The following is a 13,015-nucleotide window of genomic DNA, read 5'->3' on the forward strand; positions in this document are numbered from 1 at the left end:
ATTGGTTATGAGTGAAAAATATCACCATCTTTGAGTTTATCTCCATTGGCAATTTGCTCAGCGGTTAACGGCTTACCACCTGGCCACTGCATTTGGGTGATATTAATCAAATGTTGTGCACCCTGATGTTGGTGGTTGGTCGCGTTTTTGCCACAGGCAACCAAAATCGCGTTACGACCCACACTGACGATTTTACCTGCAGGTTCATGGGTTTGTTGGTCGAGTTTAATGGGCGCTGCTTCTATTATTTTAATACGCTGATTGGGGTTTTTATTTTCATCAAGATAGGTAAAGGCATTTAACGCCCGGATTTGACGTTGAATACTGATAGCATCATTTTGCCAGTTAATTTCACCCTCTGCCGTGGTGATTTTCTCGGCATAATTAGCTAAAGCGTCGTCTTGTTTTTCGGCTTTTTGTTGATAGTTTTCTAAATCAGACAGCACCGTCACAATGGCTTCACCGCCTAATTTGGCTAATTTATCATGCAATAGTTGGGTGGTATCTGTGTCAGTGATGGGGCATTCTATTTTATACAGCATATCGCCCGTATCTAGTCCCTGCGCCATTTGCATAATGGTAATACCTGTAGTGTCGTCACCTGCTAAAATCGCACGCTGAATGGGCGCTGCACCGCGCCAGCGTGGCAATAATGAGCCATGAATATTGATACAGCCAAATTTTGGGGTATGTAGCACGCCAAGCGGTAAAATCAACCCATAGGCCGCCACCACCATGATATCGGGTCGATAGTTTTTGAGTGTTTCACGTGAAACACTCCCATTGGCTGATTTTAAGCTAAAGCTTTCAGGTTGTTCTACCGCAATGTTATTTGCCAAGGCAAGTGCTTTGACGGGCGATGCACTAATTTTTTGCCCACGACCAGATTTGCGGTCAGGTTGTGTATAGACTGCCACAACGTCAATATTAAGGGCTTTTTGGTGACTGATGAGCGCTTGTAAGGCGACTTTAGCAAATTCGGGCGTACCAGCAAATACGACCCTAAGCGGGGTTTGAGACATGATAAATTTCGTCTTAAATACAATAAATTTCTGCTATTATAATATGAATTGGCACAATACTTAAATCTAGCATTGTGATGATGGGTTTTTTTCTTTTACCTTCATTGACCGTTTTCTTTATTGGGTATATCACGCTGTGTCAAACCAGTTTTCTCTCTACAATCGCCCGGCAGCTCGGCGACTCATCGTAACCTTAGTGGCTATCGAACTGATACTGATAGTGGCAGGTTATGGGTTGCTAGGTTTTTATGCGTTGCAGCAGCAACAGCAGCTCGGTGAAAGTTGCCTCGTTGAGCTGGTTGATAAACTCAATCATAAAATTAGCCATCATGAGTACGATTGGAGCCAAGTCACTTTAGATCACCATGCGGTGATTAAAAATTATCAGTTGATTATCGTTGAGCCGACGGGTGCTACTACCGTTGTCAAAAACAACCATGACGATTTTTCTGTCCCCTTACCCAATTGGACGCTATCTAACAAACAAAGCAATAAAATATTTTATGATGCTCGTGGCTTTGAAGTTTGGCAGAATCTGGCAGCGGGTTACCGCTTATATGTTAAAGTACAATACTTCCCGCTTTGGCGTAATTTTGCCAACCCTATCTATTTGCTGCCGCTGCTACTAGGGCTTTGCCTATTTTTATATATGATGATTCAGCTGCGAAAAGTTTATGATGTTTGGGATAAATTTCTCGATAATGCCCAAAATTTGCAATTGCAAATTAGTCAAGGTTATCAGCCTGCCAAGCTTCATGAGTTTCGTGACCACCCTGAATTACGCTATTTATCTCAGCTGTTTAATCGTCATGCTTATAAGATGGGGCAATATTATGATAAGGTTCGCGAGTTAACCTATCGACAAAATATTTTGATTGATACTTCACCAATTTTGCTATTTATCATGAGCAGAAATGGTCGGATTGTGTACTTTAATCATAAATTTTCACAAGTGTTTTATACCCCGTTTCAACCGGGGTCGATGTATATTCTCAGTGACTTTATCACCGGTGCCAATAAAACCACGCAGCAGTTACTAAATTCGCTCGAGAATATTCAGACTTATGCGACCTTACCCGTGACCAATCTACAGCGAAATCTGTATTTTGATTTACGCATTACCCCGTATTATAACCGTTTCGGTCAACTACAAGGTTATAGCTGTGGCTTACAAGATACCACCGATTATCACGATAAGCTGCAAAAAGCGTGGGTCGAGGATAAATTTACTACTGATAAACTAACCAATTTTAATAAAATGTGGGCGGTAGTGGGGCATGAATTGCGTACTCCACTTAGTGGTCTAGTCGGCATGATAGATTTACTTGCTGAAGATAAAGCGCAGTTTAATAGCGAGCAACAAGAAACCATCGCAACCCTGCAACAATCTAGCCAGACCATGATTCAACTGCTCAATGATATGCTTGATGTGGCCAAATTAGACGCAGGCAGGCTACAAACCAATGTCACGTCTATTGATCTCTTGCAGTTACTACGCCAAACCACTGGACTGATGGTTGGTAACGCCCGACGTCAAAAAATTAGTCTGTATATTTTTGTGGACCCATTTACCCCACGTTTTATTGATTGTGATGAAGGCAAATTACGGCAAATTATTTTAAACTTATTGACCAATGCGGTAAAATTTACCAAAGAGGGCTACGTGGCTATCACGGTTGATAAAACCGATAGCCGTCACCCATTAATCGCGGCTAAAACCAGCCAAAATATGACTGTCAGCAAAGATTGGTTAAAAATAACGGTAAAAGATACCGGTTTAGGTATTAGCGAAAAAGACCAACAAAAATTATTTTCCTACTTTGAACAAGCCAATGATTCCATTAGTCGGCAGTTTGGCGGTACAGGACTTGGTTTAGCTATTTCCAATAGTTTTTCACATTTATTGGGTGGCTTTATTCATTTAGAAAGTCAATTTGGTCAAGGCAGCGAATTCCAACTATTTTTACCGATTCCAAAGTTTAGTCTGCAACCTGTTTACCAACATAAAACCAGGAATTTAAGGGTAACACTCATTCTTATCTCGCCATTTTCTATCTTTGAGCGAGCGAATAAAGTTTTAAGTTATGTGGAATTATCGCACCATATCTTCACAACTATTGATGAAACCGTTATCAATACGATTAATAACCTTAATTTGCAAGGCTTGGTTCCTGTCTTTGTGATTGATGATGCAGCACTCAAAGCCAATAACCACTTATTAGATAATATTCATTTTTATAATGATGCGATTAAAATTATTTTAAGTATTGAATCACCTAAAACTCTGCCACCCGAGCTGCAATTACAATTTGATGGGTATTTGCAAAAACCTGCGTCTTTAAGCCTGTTGATTGCTGAGGTGAATCATCTATATGCGTTAAAAATCAAAAAAGAAAAAACCAATACCCATCTGCCCGTACAACTGGCCTTTAAGCAATTTTTGCAGCAGTACCCCAATCCCTCTAATTCTAGCGTTAACGTAGCATCCGTAACGCCCCCCGTTAATAACCCTAATCTGTTATTGGATGGACCAATTCAAGTGGTTGATGAGGGCCACACCAATCTTGAGAGCCCAAACGATGCGCATTCTTCTAGCCAAAAATTGATATTGATAGCAGAAGACAACCCGGTTAATCAAAAAATTGCCAAAAAGCATTTGGAAGCCTTGGGTTATCGCTATCTTGTAGCATCCGATGGCGAGCAAGCAGTTAAGTTACTCAGTGAAAATCGTCAGCAAATCGGCCTTGTGTTGATGGACTGTCGCATGCCAATTCTAGATGGTATTGAAGCGACGCGTATTATTCGCCTCAATAAAGATAGTGTGCCGATTGTTGCCTTAACCGCCAATGATTCTGATGATGATAAGAATATCTGTTTAGAAGCGGGGATGGACAGTTTTTTGACCAAACCCATCAACAAGCAAAAACTCATCGAAGCCATCAATCATTACATGGTCTGAGACAATAAAAAAGACCAGGTTAACTTGGTCTTTTTTTGTTTGAAGTAAAACGTTATGAGGGTCGAGTTTTAAAAGTAAATTGGTTGGTGGTTTTTTGCCCATCATTATAAACCAGTTGGTAACTGACTTGGTAGCCAGTATTGGGTTTAAGCGGTAAATCTGGGATGAAGATGACTTCATTTTTACTTAATAGTTTATTGGGGTCAGAGAGGCTTGTGAGCGTATGTATCATGCCTATCGACGTACCATTTTGCGTTATTGCGGCTGTCGCCTCAGCGATAGTTTTATCAAAAGGTGCTAACACATATACAGGTTGTCCAGTCGGATGGTCTTTTAAATCTCGGGTTGTACCAAATGGGTTCGGGGTTTCATCTCTGAGTTCATAGTCAGTAGTAACCCCATCACAAGGGAAATTCAAAAGCTTGGTATTTTCTATATATTTTTGGCTGAAAGGTAACGCAGATACGATTTCTAATAGACTTGTATGATTAATTTCATTATTGGCGGTCCATTTGACTAATTGATAGCTTAATCCTACCTCAGTAAATTGCGGATAAACTAAACTGCGCAGGTGATAAGGTGCAGCAAATAAATGATATAACATGGCTTCGACTTTGGCAGTGTCATCTATCGTATAACTACTATCCTTAGTGGAGAAGTTTGATAACGAAATATTCTCACCTTGCGCTTGATAATCGTAATGAGTGCTAACTGCTTTTTTACCCAAGGTAGAGGGATTTAGTCTAGTGGCTAAATCAATACCTGAATAATAGGGGTTGGTAATCCCTGTATCTAATAAACCCGTTTCAACTCGCTCTTCATGACTTGCAAATGGCTGTTTATTTGTTTCAGTTACCGATGCCATATAGCTAGCATGATTCATTGCTGTAAGGTTAAGATTCTGATTGGCTGTTAGACTACCAAAGCCACACTGACTGCGATTTTCATTCAACAACTTTATCGCAGCCAATTCTACTGTGCTATTAGTTGTAGAGTTAGGAATAGGGGTTGGGGAAGTGGTTGATGATGGGGTTAATGAGCTATCGCTGTTACCGCTTCCCCCGCCGCCACAAGCGGTTAATAAAGTCGCTAACAATGTTAACATAATAGCACGGTTGAAGAAATTATTTGATAGCAGCATGTCCATTTAAACTCCCTATAACCTTAACCTCACGTTTCAATATGTATCATGACAGATTGATTTGATTGAGTTATTGTTACACTTTTTTCGAGAAAAAAGAAGTTCAATTTTTCACCATACTCAAAATTTTTCGTCAATTGCTGACAAATTTATGCTTTGCGATTAGCAACTGGCTATTTGTTATTTTTAACTACCAATATCATTTAGCCACCAATATCCCTTAACGGGCGACCTTTGTAGCCGTTACAGTAATCACACCCTGTTTAGTCCCTAAACCCCCAAATTTGACAATTTTTGTTCAGCTAAAAGTTTGGCAGGGGATATATCGGTGTTATTTGCTAAATCCATTTTGTTGTAGGAAATTTAAGGTAATGCCTTCATGATTAGAATTTGACATGGTGTCTGGTGTTGACACAAGAAGTTTTTCTAAATATCTGGCTACCACATCCACCTCGATGTTAACTTTTGTTGCCACTTTCCAATGTCTGGCTATGTTGGTGACGTGCGCTGTATGCGGGATGATATTTAAACTAATCACATTACCTTCCACCAAATTACTGGTCAGGCTAATACCATCGATCGTTACAGAACCCTTGGTAGCGACATATTTGGTAAACTCGCTTGGAATCTCAATCTCTATATAAATCGAGCGCGAATCATTTTTTATAAGTTTAACCGTACCCGTGGTATCAACATGACCGGTGACAATGTGTCCGCCAAATCGTGTAGTAGGCAACATGGCTTTTTCAAGGTTTAATACATCGCCAACTTGCCATTGTTGCATCGCTGTTTTATTGAGTGTTTCACGTGAAACATCAACGGCGTACCAGTCTTTACCTTGTTCTATAACAGTGAGACAAATCCCGTTACTTGCAATCGAGTCACCCAATTTGACATCAGCAAAGTCCAAATAATCAGATTGAACTTTTAAGCGTACATCACCCTGTGTTGGCGTAATCGCAACGATTTTTCCAGTGGCTTCAATAATACCTGTGAACATTGTTTATCCTAGTTATTTATGATATCAATGCATTTTAATGTACTTTTACAACTATCACAAACATAAAATATTATTTAGAATAATTAAATTATAATTAATGAGTAACTCTAATTCAAATCGAGCATCAAGTGTTCAAAAAATTAAAATGATAGAGTAGCTTTTGGTGGATAACTTACCATCGTAGACTACTTATCACCTTATTTATGTACTTATCCACTGATGATGAGTATAATAAATAATGGATATTTCGTATGATGTTTCATGTGAAACACCGCTTATAGTCTAGTATTACAGTAAAATTTAACTCTAATTATTGTTTCATGTGAAACACTTATCCACAAGAAAATTGCAATTTTAATGTGGTCATTAACTCTAGCTAATAATGTGGATAAGTTTTAAAAAGCAAACAATATACCAGTTTGACTGGTTTTTTGTGCAAGATTTACCTAACCGATTGTGTGGATTTACTTATCAAAGCGATATATTAGTTTGATATCACTGCCAATTGTTTCATGTGAAACGAGTGAAGCGACCATTTGTTGGTGCATATGCTGTGCCGTAAAGTTAATCATGGGCTTAGCACTGCTACCCAAAATGCATGGCGCTTGATACACGATTAACTCATCTACCAAACCATGTTGTAAGAAACTAGCAGCGACCGTCGCACCCGCTTCAACCAACACATCATTGATTTGGTAGTTATCTTTTAGACTGGTAAGTAGTTGGGTTAAGCTTATAGTTGCGTCTTGGATAAGCAAAACGGGACGCTTGTTGATTTGACTTTGATACCATACATCCGTCATTTTGATACGTTGACGGCGGTCAAGCACTACCAATAACGGCTGGTGTATGTCGTCTAAATTTACCCCTAATTGCTGACTACGGATATTTAGCGCAGAATGGTCTTGTAGGATGGTTTCGCTCCCCGTAATAATTGCCCCTGCCTGCGCTCGTAAACGCTGTACATCCTCGCGTGATTGGTCACTGGTTATCCATTTTGACTCGCCATTTGCCATCGCGGTGCGTCCATCCAGACTTGTCGCTATCTTTAAGCGCACAAAAGGCAAGCCGCCACGCATGACTTTAAAAAACCCTTCATTTAATTGATAAGCCGCTTGCTTACAAATACCGGTAATGACTTCGATACCCGCCTGCTGCAGTTTGGCAATACCGCCACCATCGACTTTAGGATTAGGATCGACAACAGCAATCACGACACGGCTGATACCCGCTTTGATTAGCGCATCCGCACAGGGCGGAGTACGTCCATGATGGCTACAAGGCTCAAGCGTGACATATGCTGTTGCGCCCTGCAATTGCTTAGCATCATGCTCATACGCTTGGCGAAGGGCAAACACTTCGGCGTGAGGTTGTCCTGCTTGATAGTGAAAACCTTCGCCAATGACTTGATTATCTTTGACAATGACACAGCCGACATTAGGATTGGGACGGGTGGTGAAACGTCCTTTTTTAGCCAACTCAATGGCGCGTGACATGTAGTATTGGTGCTGATAGCGCTCAGCAGGTGATAAAGTTGCCGTCATAATAAAACTTAGGATTGTAGATGTTTGAGCTTGTGTGGGTGAGTCAAATCTTCGATACGTTGATTGATTTCTTGTTTATTGGCGTCAGTGGTGAGGTTTGACACCATGTGTTTAAACGCTTCAATATCTTGAAAATCACGATACACGCTAGCAAATCGAACGTAGGCAACATCGTCAATTTGGCTCAGCTCTTTCATGACGATTTCACCTAAAATTTTACTTGGCACCTCACGCTCACCGAGCTGTCTGAGCTGTTTTTCAATGCGGCTAATCATGGCTTCAATGTTGTCGGTCGATATCGGACGTTTTTGTAACGGTAGCTGCACTGAGCGACGCAGTTTTTGTCCATCATACGGCTCGATACGACCATTGGATTTGATGATACGGGGCATTACTGCCTCAATGATTTCAAAGGTAGTAAATCGCTCTTGGCACGCGGTACACTGACGACGACGACGTACCTGCGCACCTTCTGCCGCGAGTCTTGAATCAATGACTTTGGTATCTTCAGCATTACAAAATGGACAGTGCATGCGATTTCCTAGCTAAGTTTAAAGCTTTTAATTTATTTGCCAATACAAAAACTGCCAAAAATCTTACCCAATAAATCATCGGCGGTAAATTCACCAGTGATTTCGTTGAGGCTAATCTGCGCTTGGCGTAGGCTTTCCGCCACCAATTCACCCGCATGAAACAAATGCAATTGCTCATCGGCTTCTCGTAGCGCCATTTGGGTACGGCGCAGCGCATCAAGATGGCGGGTTCGTGCAATTAAGCTATTTTCAGGGGGATGAAAACCGACTTTATCACAGATTTGATTGACCAATTCTTCAAGCCCTGTACCATATTTACAAGACACATAGACGGGGTGATAAATCTGCTCTTGTGATGAAAGTTGCTTGGGCAAATTTTGATGATTGTCGGATAAATCAATTTTGTTGGCAATCATTAATATCGAATTGGCATTGGGTAGGCTACCAAATAATTCGCTCGCCAATCGTAACGGCTCATGCTCACGGTGTGCATCATACACCATAAGCAGTAAATCAGCTTGGGTGATGGCTTGTCGTGCTCGCTCAATGCCTGCCTGTTCGACAATATCATCGGTTTGGCGCAGCCCAGCGGTATCGGTCAAATTTAGCGTTAGACCATTTAACACAATGGTTTCTTGTAGGATATCACGGGTTGTCCCGGCAATATCGGTCACAATGGCCCGCTCTTGCCCTGCAAGCCGATTGAGCAAGCTAGATTTTCCCGCATTGGGTCGCCCTGCAATCACAACTGAGACACCATCTCGCAGCAGCTGCCCTTGTTTGGCAGTGGCTAACACATTGTTTAATTGCTCACAAACTTGGCGTAATTGCTTGGCGATATGCTCATCTGCCAAAAAATCAACCCCTTCTTCATCGGGGAAATCAATAGCGGCTTCAACATACAGCCGTAGCTGAATTAACTGCTCAAGCAGCGCATTAATTTTTTGTGAAAACTCACCAGTCAACGAGCGCATGGCACTTTTTGCGGCAGCCACACTGGTGGCATCAATGGCATCAGCAATCGCTTCTGCTTGTACCAAATCAAGCTTATCATTATCAAAAGCCCGCGCCGAAAACTCGCCGGCTACCGCTTGATTTGCACCCAATTCAAATACACGGGTCAAAAGTTGCTGCTGCAAAATCATACCACCGTGACCTTGCAACTCAATCACATCTTCACCTGTAAAAGAATGGGGGGCAGGGAAATATAACACCAATCCCTCATCAATCACCGTATCATCACTATCATAAAATCGGCAAAAATAGGCAAATCGCGGTTTGAAAGCTTGACGACCTGTCAACGCCAAGGCAATTTGGTAACTGTTTGAACCTGATAGGCGTATCACACCAACTCCACCACGACCCATTGGAGTTGCAATGGCGGCAATGGTTGAAGTAAGCGCTGTCTGAGAGTTATTTAACATAATTTTTTACAATCTAACATTTCGGGTAGTCAGCATTGACTTAATACTGATATTTTAACATCCACTCACTGATTACAACATGATTATTTTTTGCCAATAAAAAACCCTTTAAACAACGGTTTAAAGGGTGGATAACTTACTGATTGATGGATTTACACCACGTTACGTGCTGCCGCTTTTGCTGCTTGCTCACGCTCAACTTTTTTATTGATAAAGTATTGCTGCGCCATACTAAACAAGTTGTTGACCGTCCAATACAGCACTAGACCCGCTGGGAAGAATAGCATAAACACGGTGAAAATAATCGGCATAAATTTCATCACACGGGCTTGCATAGGATCTTGCGGCTGTGGGTTTAGCATCTGCTGGAAAAACATCGCCGCGCCCATAATGAGTGGCAAGATAAACAATGGATCCATGGATGATAAGTCACGAATCCAACCAATCCAAGGGGCATGGCGTAATTGGACCGATTCGACCAGTACCCAATACAACGCCAAGAAAATCGGCATTTGCAGCAATACAGGTAAACAACCTGCCATCGGATTGACTTTTTCTTCTTTGTAGATGCGCATCATCTCTTGTGACATACGCATACGGTCATCACCATATTCTTCTTTTAAGGCTTGTAATCGTGGTGCCACTGCGCGCATTTTTGCCATCGAGTGATAGCTTTTATTGGCGATAGGCATTAACGCGATTTTTACCAATAAAGTGAGTGCAATAATTGACCAACCCCAGTTACCCAAGACTTTATGTACATTATCCAAAATCCAAAATAGGACTTTTGAAATCGGCCATAAGATACCGTAATCAACAGTTTTATCTAACCCCTCTGCCAAAGGTTTTAAGTTGGTTTGAATTTTTGGACCTGCATACAGGGCAGACGTTAACGTCACTTGTTTGTTGGGAGCGACTGACACAGGGTTACTGGTGAACCCGATAATGTGATCTTTGCCAGCTTCACGGCTATAAAAATTTGCTGTGTAATCCTTTGGCATCCAAGCGGTGACAAAATAATGCTGTACCATGCCAATCCAGCCTTTATCACTGCTGGCTTTTAAACCCTCATTAAAATTACCAAACTTGAGTTTGTTATAAGGCTGATCTGGTGTACCCCATGCACCGCCTAGGTAAGTCGATAGGCTAATTGCGCCTTTGTCACCTTTACCTGGGTCTTCGCTATTATCACGTTTTAACTGCGCATACATTTGTCCTTGCCAAGGCTGCGTGCCGTTATTGGTGATGTTGTAGCTGACATTGATAGGATATTGACCTTTGGTAAACTTATAGGATTTGATGACGGTTACGCCATCTTTTTGATAAGTTAAAGGCACGACCAATTCGGCTTGGTTAGGCTGCATGACAAATTGGTTACTAGGCGCGGTAAAAGTAGCACGGCCATTGCTATTATCAATACCATTGGCACCAATTAACCCTGACTGAGCCACATATACGCGATTACTATTTTCTTCAAGAAGTACAAACGGCTGTTTACTATCTAATGTCTGGGTATGCTCTCGAAGCGCCGCGTATACCACATCGCCACCGACTGGATTAATACGAAGATCATATTTGTCCGTCATCACGCTAATGAGCTGTGCGCCCGTTTGCTGGGTAGTGGGAGCGGCGGTTGATGTGGTTGCTGTTGCCGTGGGAATATCGCCCGTTGGCGTACCTGAAGCCCCCGCCACTGGCACATCATTGCTACTCACGGCTGTGGTTGTTGGGGTTATCGCAACGGGTTTATTTACATTGGTATAATCATCCCGCCATGCCAGAATCAGCAAATAACCCGTAATCAACATTGCGATAATAATCAATGTCCGTAAAATTTTTTGCATATATAGCTACCCTATCTAATGATATTGCTTGAAATCACTAGTTGCTAATAAAGGAAAAACAATTAAAAAATAGAAGACATTCTACTAAAAAAAAGTTAAAAAAGATATTCTATAAATAGTTGACTCGATTACGCTATTTGAGACTGGCGACAAATTTTTATAATTTAATTATCTACATCAATTAATGATAGTGGTAAGCATATACAAAAAAGTAAGACGGGCGTGTGTTAATATAATGATAGCGGTAGCGATATAATGGCTTAGGGACAAAATCAATCCCATGCCCACCCCAAGGATGGCAGCGCGCGATACGCTTGACTGTCAATATCCCACCCCGGTACCCCCCATGCAATCTTACCGCCTCTAAACCATAGCTAGAGCACGTTGGATAAAACCGGCAACGAGGTGCCAACCATGGGCTAATCAAACGCTGATAAAATATAATCATACCCAGCAAAAATTTTGCTAATAATTTATCCATGGATTAAGACCAGATTTTTTATCACCTTCATTTGAGTAAAGATATTACGAACTGCCCAAAAAATTAACTCCGTTTCAACTTTCTAATCTTATCGTTGATTAAGTTAAAGCCCATCGCTAATTGCTGCGCAATTGCTTCATTTGGCATGTCATCGGAAAACTGCTTGATAGTTAACAAAATATCAACTTGACCATTTAGCTGGTGCTGATGCAACCGAAAATGCTCTCGCGTTAATCGCTTAATACGATTACGCTCATGGGCACGTTTGACTTTCTTTTTAGTGATCGCAAGACCCAACCGATTTACTGCAGCTTGTCTTTGGGTATCGGCTAAAACCACTTTGACAAAGAACAATAAGTTAGGCTGATGAATTTTAAACATCACAACAGGCTGTGACTGATTTTCACCAGTTTTGGTATGGCGACCCGACATCGCTTTAAAATCTTTAGGCGTTAGCAGCCGCTGTGATTTATCAAATTTAAAAGGTTTGTCTGCCGTCATGAGGATAAGTCCAAATCAATACCAAAGCACCATTAAAATAAAAGCCAAAGCTATAAATATTTTATAGATAGGGTAAAAACAGGCTGAAATAATAGAGTAGGGGAGTATGCTAATCCTTAGTTACGAACGGACTTCTAGCATAACGATTAGTACAACAATAAAAAAAGCGATATAAGAAGTATATCGCTTTTTACTATAACCTGTTTTAATATCAACATTAAATCAAGTTAACAAAATAGACATTACACCGTTAAACGATGACGGCCTTTAGCACGACGACGAGCTAAAACTTGACGGCCATTTTTAGTAGCCATACGAGCACGGAAACCGTGAGTACGTTTACGTTTGATTACGCTTGGTTGGAAAGTGCGTTTCATGCGATTCACCTTGGCTAAATTTACGTGACATTTAACCGATAGCGGTTAAAATACAAAATTTCAAAACAGTTAATCTCGTATTATCCTTAATTTTAACCAATAGGTCAAGGATAACTAAGCTTACCGATTAATTTCTTTCTTAAAATTACTGGTACAACCAATTATTTTGCTTATCTAAAATAAAATTTT

Annotated in this window: 11 protein-coding genes; 1 reads left to right on the forward strand and 10 read right to left on the reverse strand. The window is 41.0% G+C overall.

Annotation, left to right across the window (positions count from 1 at the left end; genetic code table 11):
* Window positions 1-5: 5 nt before the first annotated feature.
* Window positions 6-1,022, reverse strand: coding sequence for a methionyl-tRNA formyltransferase (gene fmt, locus RTS10_RS08955; protein WP_312540043.1), 1,017 nt, complete (start codon window positions 1,020-1,022; stop codon window positions 6-8).
* 136 nt (window positions 1,023-1,158) lie between these two features.
* On the opposite strand from fmt, the gene RTS10_RS08960 reads away from it, so the two are divergent.
* Window positions 1,159-3,981 (forward strand): response regulator, encoded by a 2,823-nt coding sequence (locus tag RTS10_RS08960; RefSeq protein ID WP_312540044.1) that lies wholly within the window; start codon window positions 1,159-1,161, stop codon window positions 3,979-3,981.
* Between the two features lie 52 nt (window positions 3,982-4,033).
* Here the strand turns inward: RTS10_RS08960 and RTS10_RS08965 are convergent, their stop codons facing one another.
* The 9 genes from RTS10_RS08965 to rpmH all read right to left on the reverse strand — a co-directional run bounded on the left by RTS10_RS08965 (window position 4,034) and on the right by rpmH (window position 12,826).
* Entirely contained in the window at window positions 4,034-5,122 is a 1,089-nt protein-coding gene (locus tag RTS10_RS08965) for a CAP domain-containing protein (protein WP_312540045.1), read from the reverse strand.
* Between the two features lie 331 nt (window positions 5,123-5,453).
* The gene (locus tag RTS10_RS08970; protein WP_312385000.1) at window positions 5,454-6,122 is read right to left on the reverse strand and encodes a riboflavin synthase; all 669 of its coding nucleotides are present in this window, start codon (window positions 6,120-6,122) and stop codon (window positions 5,454-5,456) included.
* A gap of 464 nt (window positions 6,123-6,586) precedes the next feature.
* On the reverse strand, window positions 6,587-7,666 hold the full coding sequence (ribD, locus tag RTS10_RS08975) for a bifunctional diaminohydroxyphosphoribosylaminopyrimidine deaminase/5-amino-6-(5-phosphoribosylamino)uracil reductase RibD (protein WP_312540046.1): 1,080 nt from the start codon (window positions 7,664-7,666) through the stop codon (window positions 6,587-6,589).
* 8 nt (window positions 7,667-7,674) lie between these two features.
* Window positions 7,675-8,199, reverse strand: a complete 525-nt coding sequence (gene nrdR, locus RTS10_RS08980) for a transcriptional regulator NrdR (protein WP_036601355.1) — start codon at window positions 8,197-8,199, stop codon at window positions 7,675-7,677.
* Between the two features lie 32 nt (window positions 8,200-8,231).
* Window positions 8,232-9,623 (reverse strand): tRNA uridine-5-carboxymethylaminomethyl(34) synthesis GTPase MnmE, encoded by a 1,392-nt coding sequence (gene mnmE / locus RTS10_RS08985; RefSeq protein WP_312540047.1) that lies wholly within the window; start codon window positions 9,621-9,623, stop codon window positions 8,232-8,234.
* A 152-nt stretch (window positions 9,624-9,775) separates the two neighbouring features.
* Window positions 9,776-11,467: a membrane protein insertase YidC gene (gene yidC, locus RTS10_RS08990; protein WP_312540048.1), complete on the reverse strand. Its 1,692-nt coding sequence runs from the start codon at window positions 11,465-11,467 to the stop codon at window positions 9,776-9,778.
* A gap of 181 nt (window positions 11,468-11,648) precedes the next feature.
* Window positions 11,649-11,948: a membrane protein insertion efficiency factor YidD gene (gene yidD, locus RTS10_RS08995; protein WP_076776917.1), complete on the reverse strand. Its 300-nt coding sequence runs from the start codon at window positions 11,946-11,948 to the stop codon at window positions 11,649-11,651.
* Window positions 11,949-12,011: 63 nt separating this feature from the next.
* Complete coding sequence (gene rnpA, locus RTS10_RS09000; protein WP_095356243.1) at window positions 12,012-12,449, reverse strand: ribonuclease P protein component; 438 nt, start codon at window positions 12,447-12,449, stop codon at window positions 12,012-12,014.
* A 242-nt stretch (window positions 12,450-12,691) separates the two neighbouring features.
* Entirely contained in the window at window positions 12,692-12,826 is a 135-nt protein-coding gene (gene rpmH, locus RTS10_RS09005; RefSeq protein ID WP_050326012.1) for a 50S ribosomal protein L34, read from the reverse strand.
* Window positions 12,827-13,015 lie beyond the last annotated feature (189 nt).

It is taken from the genome of Moraxella sp. CTOTU47616 (assembly GCF_032017465.1).
In the GTDB taxonomy this organism is placed as follows: Bacteria; Pseudomonadota; Gammaproteobacteria; order Pseudomonadales; family Moraxellaceae; genus Faucicola; species Faucicola tetraodonis.